Source organism: Streptomyces sp. NPDC046805 (assembly GCF_040645355.1).
In the GTDB taxonomy this organism is placed as follows: Bacteria; Actinomycetota; Actinomycetes; order Streptomycetales; family Streptomycetaceae; genus Streptomyces.
In genome coordinates this window covers 147,554-165,202 of the sequence record NZ_JBEYYC010000007.1, presented here as the reverse complement: position 1 = coordinate 165,202, position 17,649 = coordinate 147,554, and the positions used below count along the sequence as shown (strand labels likewise).

The window sequence follows — 17,649 nt, the reverse complement described above, 5'->3', positions numbered from 1 at the left end:
CGACCGCCCTCGGTCCTGCGCAAGCGGACGAGGTCAATACACGTCCCTCCCTCGGCTCTCTCCGGGTTTCCGGAGGCCATGGCGGGTGGCGGACCGCCGCACCGGTGATCGCCACGATACGAGGCGCGCGTGCCGTTCTCAATGGCTCCTCGGCCCGCCCGCGAAACGTACGGTCCGGTCGGTGCGCCCGTGCCCTCGACTCAACCGACGGTGACGGGCGCCCACTTGAACGCGGTGCCCCCGTTTCCCGTACTGCACGGGAGCACCCCGTTCCCGCGCCCGCCGAGGAGACGTCCCCGATGACTCGGATGCCCGCACCCCTCAGGGTCACGGGGGCCGCCGTGGCCGCCGCGGCCCTGCTGTCCTCGCTGTCGCTGTGGACGGCGTCCCCCGCCCTGGCCCACGGTGCGCCCACGAACCCGGTCAGCCGGGTGTACGCCTGCTCCCCCGCCGGCGGCAGCGCCGGATCGGGGGCGTGCCGGGCGGCGATCGCGGCGAACGGCGGGCCGTTCACGGCATGGGACAACCTGCGGGTGGCGGGCGTGGCCGGCCGGGACCGGCAGACGATTCCGGACGGCAGGTTGTGCAGCGGGGGCCTGCCCGCCTACAAGGGCCTCGACCTCGCCCGTACGGACTGGCCGAGCACGCGGCTGACCCCGGGCGGCCGGCTGACGATGACGTACGCCTCGACGATCGCGCACACGGGCACGTTCAAGCTGTATCTGACCAGGCCCGGTTACGACCCCGCCAAGCCGCTGAAGTGGTCCGACCTGCCCGCGCGGCCGTTCGCCGAGGCCAAGGACCCGGCGCTGACGAACGGCGCGTACCACATCCGGGCGACCCTGCCGTCGGACCGGACCGGGCACCAAGTGCTGTACACGATCTGGCAGAACAGCAGCACGCCGGACACGTACTACTCGTGCTCCGACGTGGTCTTCCCGAAGGCCCGGACCTCGGGTCCGGCGGCGACCGGCACGGCGAAGGAGCGGGTGGGCGGCGGCAGTTCGGCGCCGACCGCCGAGCCCGGTGCCGCCGGGCACGGCCCGTCGAAGAGCGCCGGAGTCCCCTCGGCGACGGCCGGTGCGCCGTCGTCCGCGCCGAGGTCCGCGGCCACCGCTGCCGACGGCACCCCGGTGGCCGCCGACACGGGCACCGGGTCGGGCCCGTCCGCGCCGCTGATGGCGGGCGGCGCCGCCGCGGTGCTGCTGCTCACCGGGGGCGCCGCCCTGGCCATGCGTCTGCGCCGACGGTGAACTCCCGGCATACGAGGGCGTTTTCTCGGGTCGGCTCTCCTTGCCTTTGCCTACGACTTCAATCCCAGCACCACGCCCGCTCCACGGTGTGTGGGTCGACGGCGTACGGGGTGGGAGCAGGGGCGAATGGTGGGTTGAGGAGCGGGCGTTGTGTCCGACGACCGCGCTCCCCACATAAGTAAGATGCCCCTACTGATCAGGGGGAGCCATGGAAGATCTGGCAGCGTCGGTTATATCTCGCGTATTGGGCGTGCTGTCCTTCGTGGTGGACATGCTCGGTGTTCGGGACTGGATCAAAGGCGTCAGACGCGACAAGCGCCGGGATGCCGGCAGTTGAGATCAGCCGGGGGGCTGTGCCGGCGAAGGGGGACCATGCCTACTGAGGGGCAGTTCCAAGCGAGCGGGTGGCGAGGACGCGAGGTTGAGATACCGCGCCCCGACGGGCAGCGGGGTCTCGCGCTCTTGGAGTTCAAGGGGAGGGTTGACCACCTCGTTCAAGCTCCACGCTCTGTACCGGTCGGCGACCCGCAAAGTCCGTGGCGAGGAGTTGCTGTATTCATACGGGCCCCGGGCGCGAAGGGTGTTGCTGCCCGCCGCGTACAACCGGGTGGAGATCTGCAGGATGAAGCAAGGGCCCCACTCAGGGACCGGGTTCTCTCGTTGGCGCTTGCGGACGTTGGAGGTCGCCGACCTGCCGAGGCTGGCGGACACGCTGTCCGGCAAGCACGAGAAGCTCGATCGTGACGAGAAGTGGCCGTGCCCGTCTGGCCGAGCGCAGCGGAGTGTCCGAACGAAGTCCGGGACGTCTCCGGGCCAGTCCGGGGTCAGCCGAAGCCGACCGGCAACGGCAGAAGCCCACGGCATCTGAGCTGGTCAGAGCCGTGGGCTTCGTCAGCTCCGCTGGTCGGCGCAGGGGGTGGTCAGTTGACGTAGACCGGGGCGCTCGCGTCGGTGACGAGGGCGTACCTGGCGGTGAAGTAGCCGTTCGCGAAGCACAGCGAGGAGCCGGAACTCTTCGTGAACTGCTGACCGGTGAAGCCGATGCCGTTGTCGGCGTTGTCGGCCTTTCCGGTCAGGCTCGGCCCCTGGTAGACGCAGGTGACGCCGCCCAGCAGGGTGCGCAGCCTGACGGTGGTCTGGACGACGGAGCCGCTCGCGGGGCGGACGGTGAGCGTGCCGTCGGAGACGACGGTCGCGGCGTACGGCAGGTTGTCGACCGTGACGCTGTCGACGCCGGTCACGCCGGTGACGTTGCTGGTGCAGTTGCCGAAGGTGTGCGCGGTGACCGACTCGGTGGCCGTACCGGGGGCGGCGGGGTTGTCGGTGACGGTGGCGGTGAAGGTCGACGAGGCGCAGCTGACGCCGCTGGTGCCGTCCGGGCTGGAGGAGAAGGCCGCGCTGGTGCCGGCGGCCAGCGGTGCGGTGAGGACGTCACCGGCCGCGACGGGGGTGCCGCCGACGCCGCCGGTGGTGAGCACGGGGGCGCCGTCGGCCGAGGCGGGGACGGCTGCCGCGAGCGTGAGGGCCGCGGCGGCCGCGGCAACGGCGAAGAGAGATCTGCTGTGCATGCGGGTGCCTCTTCCTGACGTGGGGGTGGATGGGGCCGCAGTGCAGTGCAACGCCGCAGAGTTGTAGACCTCCGCTTCGGTCAACGTCAAGGCGTGGCACGGGAGTTGACGAGAGTTGGCGCGCATTCATCGATGGCACACGTGATCGTCACCTGGTTCTCACAACTCTCTTGACCCGTGAAAGTAACCCGCAGTAACTTCCTCGTCGGTAAGTACCGTCCGCGCCAGGACGACGCGCCACGAAACCCCAGCTCGCAGTGACTTCGCCCAGGGGAGCAGACATGGCATCCGAGGCAACTCAAGCATCAGGAGCCGCCGTGGGCGGCGGGCGACCGGGGCGGGTCCGGCTGCGGCGCGCCGCGGTGATGGCGGTACCGGCCGCCCTCGTCGCCGCGGGCCTGGCGATCTTCACCGCCCAGGGAGCCCTGGGTGTGCAGTTCGCCATCTCCGGCATGCCGTTCACGGTCACCGCGACGCAGCTCGACGGCACCGGTTTCGAGCAGTTCGGGGACCTCGACCACATGATCGACGGCAGTCCGAACGCGGGTGACACCGGCGGGCAGGTGCTCGTCGTCACCTCCGCGATCAAGGACGCGACGCTCACCCGGCTGTGCCAGAGCGTCGACCTCGGGGGCACGAACCTGCTCATCACGGCGGGGGGCGGCAGCCACAAGGTGCGGGCCGCCGACCTGACCACCGACTCGACCGAGCTGTCCGGCGACGCCGCCTTCCGGCACATCGAGATCGGCAACGACGCCAGCACGCTCACCGAGGCCGGGGTCAAGGGCAAGCCGGGCGTGTTCAGCCAGCAGGCCGACCACGTGCACATCGACCGTCTGCGGCAGACCAACTACGCTACCACGGCAGGTGTGTTCAGGCTGCCCGGTCTGAAACTGCGCTTCAGCGACTCGGGGTGCTGATGGCGGAGCGCAGCCGGGCGGGGAGGATACGGCCCGCGTTCCGGCGCTGGCGGGGCCGACGCCCTTTCTGGGGCGGGCTGCTGCTCGCCCTGGGCGGAGCGGAGGTGCTGCTCACCGAGCGGGCGTCGATGAAGGTCGTCGTACACGTCGGCATGCAGGGAGTGGCCGGCTATCTGCTGCCGGCCTTGATGCTCCTGTGCGGGCTGCTGATCCTCTTCAGCCCGGGCCAGCGCCTCTTCTACTCCCTCACCGGCGTCCTGGTGTCCCTCGGCACCTGGATCACCTCGAACCTCGGCGGGTTCCTCGTCGGCCTGCTCCTGGGCGTGGCCGGCAGCTGCCTCGCCTTCGGCTGGCTCCCTGACCAGGAGCCACGGGTGAGTCGCCGGCGCCGGAAGAAGGAAGCCCCGGCGGCCGACCTTCCGGAGGGCGCCGGGGAGACCGCCTGAACGCGGGCGACGCGGCGCCCTGGATGCCGGGGGCCGCGTCGCCCGCGTCCGTGCCGGTGTCAGGCCAGGCCGGCCGACTTCAGCCAGGCCTGGGCGACGGCCAGCGGGTCCTTCTTCTGGGCCTGCACCTGGGTGCCCAGGTCCAGCAGGGTCGCCGTGTCGAGCTTGGCCGAGACGGCGTCGAGCGCGTCGGCGCCCTTCTTGGGCAGGCCCTTCTTGGACACGAGCGGCTGGACGTTCTCGAAGCCGAAGAGGTTCTTCGGGTCCTGCAGGACGACGAACTTCTCCTTGGAGATGGTCGGGTCCGTGGTGAAGAGGTCCGCGGCCTGCACGGTGTTCTTCTTCAATGCCGCCTCGGTCAGCGGACCGCCCGCGTCGAGGGCCTTGAAGGACTTGAACTGCAGGCCGTACGCCGACTTCAGGCCGGTCAGGCCCTGCTGCCGGGTCTGGAACTCCGGCGAGCCGCCGATGACCAGGTCCTTCGCGACGTCCTTGAGGTCGGCGATGGACGACTTGTCGGTGAGGTGGTACTTCTTCGCGGTGGCCGCGTTGACGGTGACCGAGTCCTTGTCCTGCGCGGGCGAGGGCTTCAGCAGCGTCAGCTTCGGATCGAGCTTGGCCTCGATGGCCGACGTGGTCGCCTCGACGGACTTCGGGGCGGCCTTCGCGTCGAGGTAGGCCAGCAGCGCGCCGTTGTACTCGGGCAGCACCGAGATGGTGCCGTTCTTCAGCAGACCGTAGGTCGTCTCGCGGCTGCCGATGTTCGGCTTGTAACTGACCTTGATCCCCTTGGCCTTGAGGGCCTCGCCGTAGATGTCGGCGATGAGGATGCTCTCGGCGAAGTTGTTGGAGCCGACGACGACCGTGCCGTCCTTCGGCTTGTCGCCGGCGAGCGGATCGTCGGCCTTGCCGGTGCCGGAGGAACAGCCCGCCAGCAGGGCCGTTGCCGCGGCGAGCGCGACGGCTGCCGCGCCTCGTTTCATGGGGATTGACCTGCTGGTGCGGAGGTGGGAATTCACGGTATTGATCCAATCCAGCCGGTTCTCTTTCAGTCAAGAGGCCCGGCTAAGCAATTGCCTTACGTCCGTTGCGTTTTCACGCCGAACGACGTACCCCGGGCGACACCGCGATCCGGTTCACCGTCCAGAAGATGCCGAGTGTGATCAGGGCCATCACGGCCACCAGGGTGGCGCCGCCCACGACCTTCTCGAAGTTGCGCTGGTAGAGCCCGTCGACGATGTAGCGGCCGAGGCCGCCGAGACTGACGTACGCGGCGATGGTGGCCGTGGAGACGATCTGGATGGCCGCTGAGCGCAGGCCGCTGAGGATCAGCGGGAGCGCGACGGGCAGTTCGACCTGGAACAGGATGCGCGACTCGGCCATGCCCATGCCCCGGGCGGCGTCCACCGGGGACGGGTCGACGGAGCGCACCGCCTCGTAGGTGGTGACGAGGATCGGCGGAATGGCGAGCACCACCAGCGGGATCATCACGGGCAGCAGTCCGAGCCCGAGCCCCACGAACATCAGCACCAGCAGGCCGAAGCTGGGGAGCGCGCGAGCGGCGGTGGCGACGAGCGCGAGCGCGTTGCCGCCGCGCCCGGTGTGCCCGGTGATCAGGCCGACGGGGAGTCCGACGGCGGCGGCGATGGCGAGCGCGAGCAGCGAGTACTCGACGTGCTCGAGGAAGCGGTGCGGAATGCCGTCGTACCCGTGCCAGTGGGCGCTGTCGCTGAAGAAGGCGTTGACGAAGTTGAGAACGTTCACAGGGCGGCCTCTTCCAGGGCGGCCGCGGTGGCGGCCTTCGGCTTCCTGTGCGTGCTCCGCGGCATCCAGGGGGTGAGCAGGACGCGTACCAGAACCAGCAGGGCGTCGACCAGGATGGCGAGGACGGCCGTGGTGACGACGGCGTTCACCGCGAGCACGGGCCGGTGGTAGAACATCGCGTCGGTGAGCAGGTTACCGAGGGCGCCCTGGTTGCCGATGAGCGCGCCGACACTGACGAGCGAGATGCTCGACACGGTGGCCACGCGCAGTCCGGCGATGATGGCGGGGACGGCGATCGGCAACTGCACCTGCAGATACCGGCGTACGGGCCCGAAGCCCATGGCGGTGGCGGCGGCGAGCGTCTCCTGCGGCACCGACCGCACCCCGTCCACGATCGCCGGGACGAGCACCACCAGGCTGTAGAGGGCGAGCGGGATCATCACGCTCGTCTCGCTCTGGCCGGTGTAGTCGATGAGGACGACGAAGAAGGCCAGCGAAGGAATGGCGTAGAGCACGGTGGTCACGCCCAGGACGGGCGGGTACAGCCAGCGGAAGCGCACGCACAGCTGGGCGATCGGCAGCGAGGCGATGAGTCCCGCCAGCACGGGCAGCAGGGCCTCGCGCAGGTGCAGGCCGATCAGGCCGATGTAGCTCTGCTGGAGGTCGCTGGGGATGTCGAAGAAGCCGTTCACCCGTCGTCCTCCGCTTCCCCGCCCGTATGGCTCACGAGCGGAGCGTCGGTACGCGCCTCGGCCGCATCGGCAGACACCTCGGCCGCGTCGGTACGTCCCTGCGTGTGGGCGGTGCGGATCGCGGCGCCGATGACCTGCTGCGAGACGACCCCGATGGCCTTGCCCGCGTCGTCCACGGCGACGGCCCAGCCGGTCGGCGACAGCACGGCGCCGTCGAGCGCGGCCCGCAGCGAGTCGGTGCCGTGCACGAACGGCCGCCCGTACGACAGCAGCCGCTCCGGCGCGATCTCGCCCGCGGTGAGGTCCTTCGGCTCGCCCCAGCCGAGGGGCTTGCCGTCGGCGTCGGTGACGAGGAGGTAGGGCGCGTCGGCGGTGGCCGCGGCGATCGTCTCCGCGTCGGCGTCGATCGCGACGACCGGGTCGGTCAGCAGCTCCAGGCCGCCGGACGGGAAGAAGGACAGCCGCCGGATGCCCCGGTCCGCCCCGAGGAAGTCCTCGACGAAGGCGTCCGCGGGCGCGGTCAGCAGCTCGGCGGGCGGCGCGAACTGGGCCAGCCGGCCGCCGGTGCGCATCACGGCGACCATGGTGCCGAGCTTGATCGCCTCGTCGATGTCATGGGTGACGAAGACGATCGTCTTGCCCAACTCCTCCTGGATACGGAGCAGTTCGTCCTGCAGGCCCTTGCGCACGACGGGGTCGACGGCGGAGAACGGCTCGTCCATGAGCAGCACCGGCGGATCGGCGGCGAGGGCCCGCGCGACGCCGACGCGCTGCTGCTGGCCGCCCGACAGCTGGTACGGGTACCGCCTGGCGAGCGCGGAGTCGAGCCCCACCCGCTCCATCAGCTCCACCGCACGCTCGCGGGCCCGCGCCTTGCTCCAGCCGAGGAGCCGGGGCACGGTGGCGATGTTGTCGATGATGGTGCGGTGCTGGAAGAGACCGGCGTTCTGGATGACGTAGCCCATGGACCGGCGCAACGTGTTGACCCGCTGCTGCTGGATGTCGACGCCGTCGAGGGAGATGGTGCCCTCGCTCGGCTCCACCATTCGGTTGATCATCCGCAGGGTCGTCGTCTTGCCGCAGCCCGACGGCCCGACGAAGACGGTGATCGCACGGTCCGGGATGTCCAACGACAGCCGGTCGACCGCCACCGTTCCGTCCGGGTACCGCTTGGTGACTGATTCTATGCGTATCAAAACGCCGAATGCCCTTCGTTTGGCAGAGAGCTGCCCGCTTCGGCCGCGGATGTCTTGCGCAGCCCATTGCCGGAGGAGTGTAGACGGCGTGTGTTTCGGCGTTTTGGCGGGCGGAATTTCGAAACCAGGGCGTGATGAGAGTGTGTGAATCCTGCGAATTTACCACCTCTTGATATTCACCAGCACATCGGGGGGTGTACCGCGCTGAGCGGAACACCCCCCGACAGCGGGATTATGAGATACGCGTCACGGCAGCGGAATGCGCACGACCTGGGGGTCGTGGTCGCTGAGCTGGGCGGCGAACTCGGAGTTCACGTGGACGACGTCATAGCTGTACGCCTTGGCGGCGAGACCGGGCGACAGCAGGATGTGGTCCAACACCTGGGAGTTGCCCTCGAAGTCGTACGTGTACCGCTCCGCGGTGGGGAGCGTGCGGGGCAGGTCCGTCAGGGCATTGTTCGCCGTGAGGATGTCGGCGGTCTGGGAGAACTCGAAGTCGTTCAGGTCCCCCAGCGCGACCACCGAGGCGTTCGGGTCGACGGCCAGGATCTGGTCGACGAAGCCCTTCACGGCGGTCGCCTGATTGTGCCGCTGCGTCTCCGAGGGGCGGGTCGGCGGCTGGGCGTGGCCGAACAGCGGCTGGTCGCCGCCCTTGGAGTTGAAGTGGTTGGCGATGACGAAGACCGGCTGGCCCTTCCAGGTGAACTCGCCCGCCAGCGGCTTGCGGCTCGCGGAGAAGGCCGTGTTGGTCGGGTCGATGCGGCCGGGCGAGTACTTCAGCGACGGCACGCCGCCGGTGTTCACGACCGCGTTCGCCGTGGTGGCCGTACCGCCCGCGCGGTCGACGAAGGCGAGGCCGCGGTCGGTGCGGTACATGAACACCTGGCGGATGTTGCCGCCGGGCTCGCCGCCGTCGGCGTCGTTCTGCGGGTTGATCTGCCGGTAGGAGTAACTCGGGCCGCCCGCCGCGGTGATGGCGGCGATCAGCTTGCTCATCGTCTGGTCGCAGGCGACCGTGCCGTTGTCCGTGGCACCGTTGTTGTCCTGGACCTCCTCCAAGGCGACCAGGTCCGGCGCCTTGAGGTTGGCGACGATCTGCCCGGCGAGGCCGTCGAACTTCGACTGCGCGTCGGACGGGTCGAGGTTCTCCACGTTGAAGGTGGCGGTGGACAGCTGCCCGGCGGTGGGCGTCGCCGTGGTCTCCGGCGCGATGCCACCGCTCGTCACCGAGGGGCTGCTGGAGGGGAGCAGCTTGAAGTTGCCGAAGGAGTAGTCGAGCACGCCGGTGGTGGCACCGGACAGGGTGTCGCCCACATTGGCGGCCGGGGTGGCCGCGAGCGTGTCGTCCACCACCACCCGCTCCGGGTTGGCGTCGCCGGACTGCAGCACGATGCCGCCGCGGTTGGTGCGGGTGGTGCTGCCCTGCGGGACGACCGGGATCTCGCCGTTGACGGTGCGCGGGCCGACCACGCCGGCGTTGTCGACCTCGACGCGCATGCCCTCCATCGACTCCCAGAAGTCGATGCCGTCGCTCGCCGGGTCGAAGGTGCCGCTGTTCTCCACGTCACCGGTGGCGTCGTCCTCGATCACGGCGGCCGGCGGAACACGGCCGCCGGAGCCGACCAGGGTGGCCGAGGGCAGCGCCGCACCGCTGGACACGACGGTGATCGTCGGGGCGGTGATCTCGGTGGTGGTCAGGTTGGTGGTGCCGCCCGTGCCGCCGGGACGGAACTCGCTGACGGTCCCGCCGACCGTCACCGAATCGGCGACGGCGACCGTGGGGGCGGAGCTGGTGTAGACGAAGACGCCCTCGCTGGTGGCGGGGTCGGCGTCGGGCTGCGGGTCCTGCATCCAGAAGCCGCTGCCGGACTTGGCCGTCACCACGCCGGACACACCGCTGACCTGCTGGCCGTTGAGCGGGGAGAGGTGCGAGGCGCCCTGGATGTCGTGGATACGGACGCCGCTGCCGCCACCGCCGCCGGAGCTGGAGTTACGCGGGGTGGGCGCGGTGACGGTGAAGTCCGCCGAGTTGTTGTCCGTGTCAGTCGCGCCGCCGCCGGCGCGCAGGGCGGCGGTGGAGTTGGAGAGGGTGCCGGTCGGCGCGGTCTCGGACGAGCTGGCGCTGCTGCCGTATCCGACGAAGTCCCGCACCCCGGCCTGGGTCGCGCACCCGGTGGCGCAGGTCAGCGCCGTGGCGTTGGTGACCAGGGCGACCTTCGCGGAGGTCGCGCTCATGGCGATGGTGCCCGTGGCGTCCGGGGTGGGCAGCGCCGCGCCGCTCCCGGCGCCGGCGGCCTCCTGGACCAGGTAGTGGTGGCCCGGCGCGATGCTGCCCGACAGGGGCGTCGTCGACCAGGCGGACCCGGCCGCGGAGGCGTACTGCACGGTCCAGCCGGATATGGACACGGTGCTGGTCCCGCGGTTGTACAGCTCGATGAAGTCGTTGGTGTACGGGGCTCCCGAGTTGCCCCCGCCGCCGTAGACCTGACTGATCACGACGTCCGGGGAGACCGCGTACGCGGTGCCCTGGAACGGTGCCAGCAGAGCGCCGACGACGGCCGCGCTCCCCGCGACCGCCGCACATCGGCGCACCGTTCTTCTTCGTTGCCGCACTGGACGTTGCCGCACTGGGTCCTCCCGACCGCGAGCGAAAACCGACGCCGGAAGTATTAGCAGCGGAAGCCCCACCTACGCGCGTCAACCCGTCAACTTCCGGTGAACAAAGGGAAAAACGGAAGGAGTTGAGGGAAGGGGAGGCGAGCAATCGCCCCAACCGCGGGCCGCACACGGTCAGTTGGGTGGCCGATATACCGCCACGCCATGAAACCGATGGACATGTGACGTCAAGGAGTGAATCGACTCCACAGCGTGACAGCGACAGCTCGCTGAACGATTCCCGGCCCAAGCCCCGCGACAGCGCACCTTTTACGGTGCTCGACGCCCCTACACAGGACAAAACCGTGCGATTTGGATTCGTATCGGACGATGCCCGACCATGAACCGTCCCGGCGATCCCGGGCGTCAGTTCGAGGAGAGGCGCACCACCCCATGCACACCACCGGGACCGTCCAGTCGGCTCCGGCCCCGCAGGAGACCCCCGAGGCCCCCGCCGGCAATGCCAGCAAGCATGCCCGCCGCTTCGGGCTGCCCGTGGCCACCGCCCTGGTCATGGGCAACATCATCGGCGGCGGCATCTTCCTGCTTCCGGCCTCGGTCGCCCCGTTCGGCACGGTCAGCCTGGTCGCCTTCGGTGTCCTGACCGTCGGCGCGATCGCCCTCGCCCTGGTCTTCGGCCGGCTCGCCCAGCGCGACCCGCGCACCGGCGGCCCCTACGTCTACGCCCGCGGGGCCTTCGGCGACTTCGCCGGCTTCCTCGCCGCCTGGTCGTACTGGATCACCACCTGGGTGTCGAACGCGGCACTCGCCGTCGCCGCCGTCGGCTACCTCGACGTGCTGATGCCGGTGAGCGGCCACCGCTGGACCGCGTGCCTGGCCGCGCTCGTCATCCTGTGGCTGCCCGCGATCTCCAACTTCGCCGGCACCCGGTACGTGGGCGCCGTGCAGCTCGTCTCGACCGTGCTGAAGTTCGCGCCGCTGCTGCTCGTCGCGATCGGTGGCCTGTTCTTCTTCGACAAGCACAACCTCGGCCCGTTCCATCCCGGTGGCGGCAGCCCGATCGGCGCCGTGTCCGCCTCCGCCGCGCTCCTGCTCTTCTCCTACCTCGGTGTGGAGTCCGCCGCCGTCAGCGCGGGCGAGGTCAAGGACCCCCGCCGCAACGTGGGACGCGCCACGGTCATCGGCACCGCGGGCGCGGCGCTGGTCTACCTGCTGGGCACGGTGTCCGTCTTCGGCACGGTCGCGCACAACCACCTGGTGAAGTCCACCGCGCCCTTCTCGGACGCCGTGAACGCCATGTTCGGCGGCACCTGGGGCGGCTGGGCCGTGGCGCTCGCCGCGCTCGTGTCGATGGTCGGCTGTCTCAACGGCTGGACCCTGCTGAGCGCCCAGACCCCGTACGCCGCCGCGCAGGACGGCCTGTTCCCCGCCGCCTTCGCGCGCCGCAAGCGTGGCGTGCCGACCGTCGGTGTGGTCGTGACCACCGTCCTGGCCTCGCTGCTCACCGTCTACAACTACATGTCCGGCTCGGGCAAGGTCTTCGACTCCCTGATCCTGATCACCACGTTCACCGCGACCGTGCCGTACCTGCTGGCCGCCGCCGCCCAGATCTTCCACCTGGTCTCGGGCCGCCGCGACCAGGTCGACCGGGCGCGCCTGATCCGGGACTCCGTGATCGCGGCGATCGCCGCCGGCTTCTCGCTGTGGCTCGTCGCGGGCGCCGGTTACGCGGCCGTGTACCAGGGCGTGCTGTTCCTCTTCGTGGGCGTCGTCATCTACGCGGTGATGGCGGCCCGGCGACAGCCGCAGCGAACGGCCTGATCCGTTCCCGCTCCGCATGGCGACGGGGTCGGTCCCTTCGAGGGGACCGACCCCGTCGCCGTACGCCGGCCCGTACGCCGCCCAGGGCAGGTGCAGGCCACGACAGGGGCTTTGAAATGATCTCCTCATGGTGAGCTTGGCACTGCAGGCGGGGGACGCCGCCACATGGGGCAGCACGGTGGTGGCCGTGGGTTCTGTACTCCTGACGATCTATCAAGGTCAGGTGCAGAGAGGGGAGTTGGCGCGGCAGAACGAGCTGCAGTCGGAGGCATCCCAGCTGCAGCGGCGGCAGATCGAGGCTGCGGAACGTCGTGCGCTGGTGATGGAGGAGATGCTGGTGCGTCTGTCGGCCGATCGGGGCGACGTTCGCGCGGGCGGCGGCGCGACACGGACCGCGAGCGAGGCTCCCGAGCCGGTGGCGGCGCAGGCGGACGCACCCCCGTCCGACCCCGGCCCCGGGTATGGGTACGGGTACGCCCCGCCGGCGGCCCCCGCGCAGTACGGCCCGCCTCCGGGGTCCCCTCCGGACGCGCAGTCTCCTCCCGCTTACGGGTCCGCCCCCCTGCCTCCGTTCGCTCAGCCCGGTTCCCGCGGTCCGCAGGCGGACGGCGGCCGTCGTCCGTACGTTCCCTGGACACTGGAACGCCGGAGCCATGACGCGTACGCGCTGCGCAACACCGGCGGCGAGGTCCTGGAGAAGGTGCGGATCAACCCCGCGAAGCTTCCGCCCGTCGTGCGAAACCTGCCCGAGGACGCGGTGGTGTGGCCGAACGAGGCCGTCGAGTTCCTCATGGCCGGGGACGACCGGCACAAGGACGGCGGCTCGGTCCCGACCGAGATCTGGGTCTCCTGGGAGGGACAGGAGAAGGAGGTGGCCGTCCCGGTACCGCCGAGGCAGGCGGAGTTCGGAGAAAGGCCCCCGCGGCCGGAGCGTGTCCGGCGGGTCTGGCGCCCGCGGCGGGCTTCCCGGACCGGGGCTGCGTCCCGGACCCCGTTCTTCAAACGCAGGAGGGGCTGAGCCGGACGCCGGGCGGGCTGCAGCTCAGCGGGAGAGTCGTTCCCGAATCTTGCGGCAGCCCCCTGCACCAGTCGTCGAGACGCGACGGACGATCAGTAGCGGATCTCGACGACACGCCCGTCCGCGTCCAGTTCCGGCACCTCGGGAATCCGGCCCGAGGTGCCGAGCGCGATCCTCTGTGCCGACCAGGCCGCGGCAGCGGCGTCGAGCACATCGTCCGCAGGAACGCGATCCGCCTCACCGAGCTCGTCCGGGAGCACGAGCCCGGCCTCGGCCAGCAGGGCACGGCGGAGAATCTGGCCGCGCCAGGTCTTCTTGGCGTGGGTCGGCGACACCCCGCCGGCCAAGGCGCGGAAGGACACCTCGGAGTGCACCTCGTGGATCCGTTCGTCGGCGAGCCAGCACGCCCGGGCCTCCAGGAGTTTCGGAGCCAGCGTCCACGCCTGCCGGCTCAGCCGATGCCCCGTGAGCTCCTGGCAGCGGTCCGCGGCCGCCGCGTGGTCCGGCTCCTGCCACACGGGCCGCGGTCCGATGAGGAAAACGCTTCCGCGCCGCGCCCCGAGCAGCGCCCTGGCCGCGAGATCCGCGGCGCGCCAGCCCGTCTCGACCAGGCCCAGCGGCATGTCCACCGCGACCGCCTGTACCCCGGCGGCACGCTCGACCAGCGCGTCGAGCCGGACGTCCACCAGGCTGCCCGCGTACGCGCCGTCCGTGAGACGGATCCCCGCCCACCCCTGCTTCCCGCAGGCGTCGACCCCCAGGACGTCCATCGTGCCGCCTTCGGGTGCGGCTCCCGTCTCAGCCTTCGTTCGGCTGAAGCCGCAGCGAGATCGAGTTGATGCAGTACCGCTGGTCCGTCGGCGTCTGGTAGCCCTCGCCCTCGAAGACGTGCCCGAGATGCGACCCGCACCGCGCGCACCGCACCTCCGTCCGCACCATCCCGTGCGAGGTGTCGGACACCAGCTCGACCGCGTCCGAGTCCCTCGGGTCGTAGAAGCTGGGCCAGCCGCAGTGGGAGTCGAACTTGGTGTCCGAGGTGAAGAGCTCGGCGCCGCAGGCACGGCAGGAGTAGACGCCCTCGGTCTTGGTGTCGGTGTACTCACCGACGAAGGCCGGCTCGGTGCCTGCCTGACGCAGCACCGCGTACTCGGCCGGAGTCAGGTCCGCCCGCCACTGCTCGTCCGGCTTCTCGACGTCGTACGACATGAGTCTCAGCCCCTTTACTGCTGTGCCAGGCGGTCGAGGATGTGCGGGCCCAGGTCGGTCACGTCGCCCGCGCCCATGGTGAGAACGAGATCACCCGGCTTCGCCATTCCCGCGATCACCGAGGGGGCCTCGGCCTTGTCGTGTACGGCAGTGACGTCCGCGCCCGCCGCGCGTGCCGCCTCGATGATGAGGTCGCTGGTCACGCCCGGGATGGGGTCCTCGCGGGCCGGATAGATGTCGAGGACGACGGAGGCGTCCGCGAGCGCCAGGGCCTGGCCCATCTCCTTGCCCAGCTCCTGGGTGCGGGAGAACAGGTGCGGCTGGAAGAGGACGAGGATGCGGCCCTCACCCGCGGCCGCGCGCATCGCCTCCAGGTCGGCCGTCATCTCGGTGGGGTGGTGGGCGTAGGAGTCGATCACCTGGACGCCGCCCGCCTCGCCCTTCAGCTGCAGGCGCCGCTTCACACCGGTGTACGCGGCCAGCGCCGGCGCCAGCTCCGCGGCCGGGATGCCGAGCGCGGCGCCCGCCGCCAGGGCGGCCACCGCGTTGAGCGCGTAGTGGCGGCCGGGGACGGAGACGGCGAACGTGAGCTCCTCGCCGTCCAGGAGGACGGTGACCTCGCTCTTCAGCCCCTGCGGAACCACCGACAGCACCCGCACGTCGGCGTCGTCGGCCTCGCCGTACGTCACCGTCCGCACCGCGCCGGCCAGCCGCCGGGTCAGCTCGCGGGCGCCCTCGTGGTCGGCGGAGATCACCAGCGTGCCGCCGGGGACGATGCGGCCCGCGAAGGTCTCGAAGGACTCGTAGATCTCGTCCATCGAGGCGTAGTTCGCGTGGTGGTCGAGCTCGACGTTGAGGACGATCGCGACCTCGGGCGTGTACTTGTGGAAGCTGCGGTCCGACTCGTCCGCCTCGGCGACGAAGATCTCGCCGTCGCCGTGCAGGGCGTTGGAGCCGGGGGCGTCCAGGTCGCCGCCGATGGCGTACGACGGGCTCGCGCCCAGTGCGGTCAGGGACACCGCGAGCATCGACGTGGTGGTCGTCTTGCCGTGGGTGCCCGCGACCGCGATCGGACGCAGGCCGTTCATCAGGGCGGCGAGGGCGTCGGAGCGGTGGACGACCGGGATGCCCAGCTGTGCGGCGCGGGCGAGCTCGGGGTTGTCCTCGCGGATCGCGGACGACACCACGACGCAGCTGGCGTCGCCGGCGAGGTGCTCGGCGGCGTGGCCGATGTGCACGGTCGCGCCCAGCGCGCGCAGCGCCTCGGCGGTCGCCGAGTCCTTCGCGTCACTGCCCGCCACCCGGGCCCCGCGCTGGGCCAGGATCTTCGCGATCCCCGACATTCCGGCGCCGCCGATGCCGATGAAGTGCGGTCGGTCCATGGCGGTAGGAAGGCCGGGTGCCATGTGCGTTTCTCCCCAAGATCCGAGACGAGCTGACCACGCCCCCACGAGACGAGCGCGCCCCAAGCCTATGCGGTACGACCCGCCCCACATCGCAAGGTGCGGTACCGGGCACCTCACAAGGAACCGAGCTGCAGCCCACCCAGGGGCGCGGGGCGGTGACATTGTGCGGCTCCGCCGCGTGGGCGCGACAAGCCACGACGCACCCGCAGCCCGAAACGCACCGCCCCCCGAACCACACCCCCCGGCCAAGCCCAGCGGCAGCGCTCACGCCTTGCTGCGCGAGAACAGCTTCAGCACCGGCACCCCCACCTTGTGCCGCGCCCTGGACGCCCAGTCACGGTGGAAGAACTCCTCCACATAGTGGGGATCGGTGAGGACGATCACCTCGTCGGCTTCGACCTGTTCGACCAGCTCCCTCAGCGCGTCCAGCGGATGGTCCTCCACCAGACGGCCCTCGGCCTGGCTGCCGGCCAGGCGAAGTGCCGTCAGGGAGACGTCCAGGGCCTGCTCGGCAGGCTCCTTCGCCGCCTCGCCCTCTGGCCTCTCGCGCTCGCGGGCGGCGTCGTCCAGCTCGCCGAGGGCGATGTCGTCGATCGCCCGCAGCAGGCGGTCGGCCTGGTCGCCGCGAGGCTCCAGCAGCACGTGGAAGGAGACCTCCTCTTCCCCGTGCAAGGTGGTGACGAACTCCACGTCGGCGGACGTCAGGGCCTTCTCGATCATCAATACGCTTGTGAACACCAGCGCCCCATTCTCCCTCGAGGGCCCGGGGACCCTCGTTCCTCCGTGGGCCGGACCAGGCCCTGCGGAAACCATCCTGCCCCGTGATCGCACGGGTTCCACCGGATTCAGTGTGCCTGGCAGAAGCTAAGCGGAATAGCAGATTCCGCTGATTTCATGACCGACGGTAGCGACCGAACAGGAATCCGGCCTCTTCTAGCAGGGACGCGAGTTCGAAGCGCCGGGGCACGGCGACCGACGGTCCCCCGGCGATGCGCTGCGCGCCGCCCGCCGTGAGCATCGGGGAGAGGGTCAGGCAGAGCTCGTCCAGCACCTCGGCGGCGATCATCTCGCCGAGCAGCCGGGGGCCGCCCTCGCCGAGGAGGCGGGTGTGGCCGAGGTCGGCGAGGGCCCGTACGGCGCGGGCCGGGTCCACACCGGCTCCGTCGCCCGCGATCACCACCCGCGCGCCCGCCTTCTCGGCGGCGGCGATCCGGTCCCTGGGCGCCGCGGCCCCGGTCAGGATCAGGGTGGGCACCAGGGGCGAGGTGTACAGCGGGAGCGAGAAGTCCAGGTCCAGGCTCGCGGTGACGATCGCGATCGCCGGGGCCGGCCCCTGTCCCGCCGCCTCCCTGGCCGCCGCGAACTCCGCACGCGCGCGTGCGGGCCCGTACCCCTCCTTCCGAACCGTCTCCGCGCCGACGATCACCACGTCCGCGAGCGCCCGCAGCACGCCGAAGATCCGCATGTCGGCCGCGCAGGAGATGGGCTGCGACCGCCCCTCGTGCTGGGCAGCGCCGTCGAGCGTGGACACCATGTTGGTCCGCAGCCACGGCTCGCGCCCCTCGACGGCCGCCTCGGGATAGGCGTAGGCGGCGGCCAGCTCGGCAAGGCTCCACTCACGGTCGGTGTCAGCACCACCGGAGCCCCTCGCCCCCGCCCCTTCGGAGGCCTCACCAAGGGCCTGGACTGCTGTTTCTTCGGTCACAGGGAACAGGCGTCGCATGTCGTGCAGTGTGGCACGGC

General features: G+C 70.7%; 17 protein-coding genes. 6 read left to right on the top strand and 11 right to left on the bottom strand.

Translation table 11 applies throughout. The annotated features are described in order from the left end of the window. Positions 1 to 299 precede the first annotated feature (299 nt). Positions 300 to 1,253 (top strand): lytic polysaccharide monooxygenase, encoded by a 954-nt coding sequence (locus ABZ910_RS10500; RefSeq protein ID WP_361361674.1) that lies wholly within the window; start codon positions 300 to 302, stop codon positions 1,251 to 1,253. A gap of 208 nt (positions 1,254 to 1,461) precedes the next feature. Continuing rightward, positions 1,462 to 1,590 (top strand): hypothetical protein, encoded by a 129-nt coding sequence (locus tag ABZ910_RS10495; RefSeq protein WP_361361672.1) that lies wholly within the window; start codon positions 1,462 to 1,464, stop codon positions 1,588 to 1,590. A 583-nt stretch (positions 1,591 to 2,173) separates the two neighbouring features. On the opposite strand, the gene ABZ910_RS10490 is transcribed toward ABZ910_RS10495, so the two are convergent. Further along, positions 2,174 to 2,821 carry a Tat pathway signal sequence domain protein gene (locus ABZ910_RS10490; RefSeq protein ID WP_361361670.1) on the bottom strand — a complete coding sequence of 216 codons (648 nt, stop codon included), beginning with the start codon at positions 2,819 to 2,821 and terminating at the stop codon, positions 2,174 to 2,176. Between the two features lie 281 nt (positions 2,822 to 3,102). Here ABZ910_RS10490 and ABZ910_RS10485 point away from each other — a divergent pair, with 281 nt between their 5' ends. Further along, the gene (locus ABZ910_RS10485) at positions 3,103 to 3,741 is read left to right on the top strand and encodes a DUF6230 family protein (RefSeq protein WP_361361668.1); all 639 of its coding nucleotides are present in this window, start codon (positions 3,103 to 3,105) and stop codon (positions 3,739 to 3,741) included. Beyond that, positions 3,741 to 4,187: a DUF6114 domain-containing protein gene (locus tag ABZ910_RS10480; protein ID WP_361361666.1), complete on the top strand. Its 447-nt coding sequence runs from the start codon at positions 3,741 to 3,743 to the stop codon at positions 4,185 to 4,187. Before ABZ910_RS10485 ends, ABZ910_RS10480 begins: the two co-directional genes overlap by 1 nt. 59 nt (positions 4,188 to 4,246) lie before the next feature. Here ABZ910_RS10480 and ABZ910_RS10475 read toward each other — a convergent pair whose 3' ends face one another. The 5 genes from ABZ910_RS10475 to ABZ910_RS10455 all read right to left on the bottom strand — a co-directional run bounded on the left by ABZ910_RS10475 (position 4,247) and on the right by ABZ910_RS10455 (position 10,431). Continuing rightward, positions 4,247 to 5,170 carry an ABC transporter substrate-binding protein gene (locus tag ABZ910_RS10475; protein WP_361361665.1) on the bottom strand — a complete coding sequence of 308 codons (924 nt, stop codon included), beginning with the start codon at positions 5,168 to 5,170 and terminating at the stop codon, positions 4,247 to 4,249. A 112-nt stretch (positions 5,171 to 5,282) separates the two neighbouring features. Beyond that, entirely contained in the window at positions 5,283 to 5,951 is a 669-nt protein-coding gene (locus tag ABZ910_RS10470) for an ABC transporter permease (protein ID WP_361361663.1), read from the bottom strand. Further along, the gene (locus ABZ910_RS10465; protein WP_361361661.1) at positions 5,948 to 6,643 is read right to left on the bottom strand and encodes an ABC transporter permease subunit; all 696 of its coding nucleotides are present in this window, start codon (positions 6,641 to 6,643) and stop codon (positions 5,948 to 5,950) included. Before ABZ910_RS10465 ends, ABZ910_RS10470 begins: the two co-directional genes overlap by 4 nt. Further along, positions 6,640 to 7,839: an ABC transporter ATP-binding protein gene (locus ABZ910_RS10460; RefSeq protein ID WP_361361659.1), complete on the bottom strand. Its 1,200-nt coding sequence runs from the start codon at positions 7,837 to 7,839 to the stop codon at positions 6,640 to 6,642. Before ABZ910_RS10460 ends, ABZ910_RS10465 begins: the two co-directional genes overlap by 4 nt. Before the next feature lie 246 nt (positions 7,840 to 8,085). Continuing rightward, positions 8,086 to 10,431, bottom strand: a complete 2,346-nt coding sequence (locus ABZ910_RS10455) for a lamin tail domain-containing protein (protein WP_361361657.1) — start codon at positions 10,429 to 10,431, stop codon at positions 8,086 to 8,088. A gap of 456 nt (positions 10,432 to 10,887) precedes the next feature. Between ABZ910_RS10455 and ABZ910_RS10450 the strand changes: the two genes are divergently transcribed. Together ABZ910_RS10450 and ABZ910_RS10445 are read left to right on the top strand one after the other, a co-directional pair. Then, positions 10,888 to 12,276: an amino acid permease gene (locus ABZ910_RS10450; protein ID WP_361361655.1), complete on the top strand. Its 1,389-nt coding sequence runs from the start codon at positions 10,888 to 10,890 to the stop codon at positions 12,274 to 12,276. A 127-nt stretch (positions 12,277 to 12,403) separates the two neighbouring features. Beyond that, complete coding sequence (locus ABZ910_RS10445) at positions 12,404 to 13,294, top strand: hypothetical protein (RefSeq protein WP_361361653.1); 891 nt, start codon at positions 12,404 to 12,406, stop codon at positions 13,292 to 13,294. 92 nt (positions 13,295 to 13,386) lie between these two features. On the opposite strand, the gene ABZ910_RS10440 is transcribed toward ABZ910_RS10445, so the two are convergent. The 5 genes from ABZ910_RS10440 to ABZ910_RS10420 form a co-directional block, all read right to left on the bottom strand. Next, complete coding sequence (locus ABZ910_RS10440; RefSeq protein ID WP_361361651.1) at positions 13,387 to 14,064, bottom strand: DUF429 domain-containing protein; 678 nt, start codon at positions 14,062 to 14,064, stop codon at positions 13,387 to 13,389. A 28-nt stretch (positions 14,065 to 14,092) separates the two neighbouring features. After that, positions 14,093 to 14,500: a peptide-methionine (R)-S-oxide reductase MsrB gene (msrB, locus tag ABZ910_RS10435; protein WP_361361650.1), complete on the bottom strand. Its 408-nt coding sequence runs from the start codon at positions 14,498 to 14,500 to the stop codon at positions 14,093 to 14,095. Positions 14,501 to 14,514: 14 nt separating this feature from the next. Further along, complete coding sequence (murC, locus tag ABZ910_RS10430) at positions 14,515 to 15,906, bottom strand: UDP-N-acetylmuramate--L-alanine ligase (protein WP_361361649.1); 1,392 nt, start codon at positions 15,904 to 15,906, stop codon at positions 14,515 to 14,517. A 264-nt stretch (positions 15,907 to 16,170) separates the two neighbouring features. Beyond that, positions 16,171 to 16,644 (bottom strand): indole-3-glycerol phosphate synthase, encoded by a 474-nt coding sequence (locus ABZ910_RS10425; RefSeq protein WP_361361647.1) that lies wholly within the window; start codon positions 16,642 to 16,644, stop codon positions 16,171 to 16,173. Positions 16,645 to 16,798: 154 nt separating this feature from the next. After that, on the bottom strand, positions 16,799 to 17,629 hold the full coding sequence (locus tag ABZ910_RS10420; protein ID WP_361361645.1) for a pyrimidine reductase family protein: 831 nt from the start codon (positions 17,627 to 17,629) through the stop codon (positions 16,799 to 16,801). Positions 17,630 to 17,649: the final 20 nt, after the last annotated feature.

Coding starts and splice junctions, on each gene's coding strand:
- ABZ910_RS10420 (WP_361361645.1), bottom strand. CDS start 17,629: ATGCGACGCCTGTTCCCTGTGACCGAAGAAACAGCAGTCCAGGCCCTT.
- ABZ910_RS10485 (WP_361361668.1), top strand. CDS start 3,103: ATGGCATCCGAGGCAACTCAAGCATCAGGAGCCGCCGTGGGCGGCGGG.
- ABZ910_RS10450 (WP_361361655.1), top strand. CDS start 10,888: ATGCACACCACCGGGACCGTCCAGTCGGCTCCGGCCCCGCAGGAGACC.
- murC (WP_361361649.1), bottom strand. CDS start 15,906: ATGGCACCCGGCCTTCCTACCGCCATGGACCGACCGCACTTCATCGGC.
- ABZ910_RS10440 (WP_361361651.1), bottom strand. CDS start 14,064: ATGGACGTCCTGGGGGTCGACGCCTGCGGGAAGCAGGGGTGGGCGGGG.
- ABZ910_RS10490 (WP_361361670.1), bottom strand. CDS start 2,821: ATGCACAGCAGATCTCTCTTCGCCGTTGCCGCGGCCGCCGCGGCCCTC.
- ABZ910_RS10495 (WP_361361672.1), top strand. CDS start 1,462: ATGGAAGATCTGGCAGCGTCGGTTATATCTCGCGTATTGGGCGTGCTG.
- ABZ910_RS10480 (WP_361361666.1), top strand. CDS start 3,741: ATGGCGGAGCGCAGCCGGGCGGGGAGGATACGGCCCGCGTTCCGGCGC.
- ABZ910_RS10500 (WP_361361674.1), top strand. CDS start 300: ATGACTCGGATGCCCGCACCCCTCAGGGTCACGGGGGCCGCCGTGGCC.
- ABZ910_RS10445 (WP_361361653.1), top strand. CDS start 12,404: ATGGTGAGCTTGGCACTGCAGGCGGGGGACGCCGCCACATGGGGCAGC.
- ABZ910_RS10475 (WP_361361665.1), bottom strand. CDS start 5,170: ATGAAACGAGGCGCGGCAGCCGTCGCGCTCGCCGCGGCAACGGCCCTG.
- msrB (WP_361361650.1), bottom strand. CDS start 14,500: ATGTCGTACGACGTCGAGAAGCCGGACGAGCAGTGGCGGGCGGACCTG.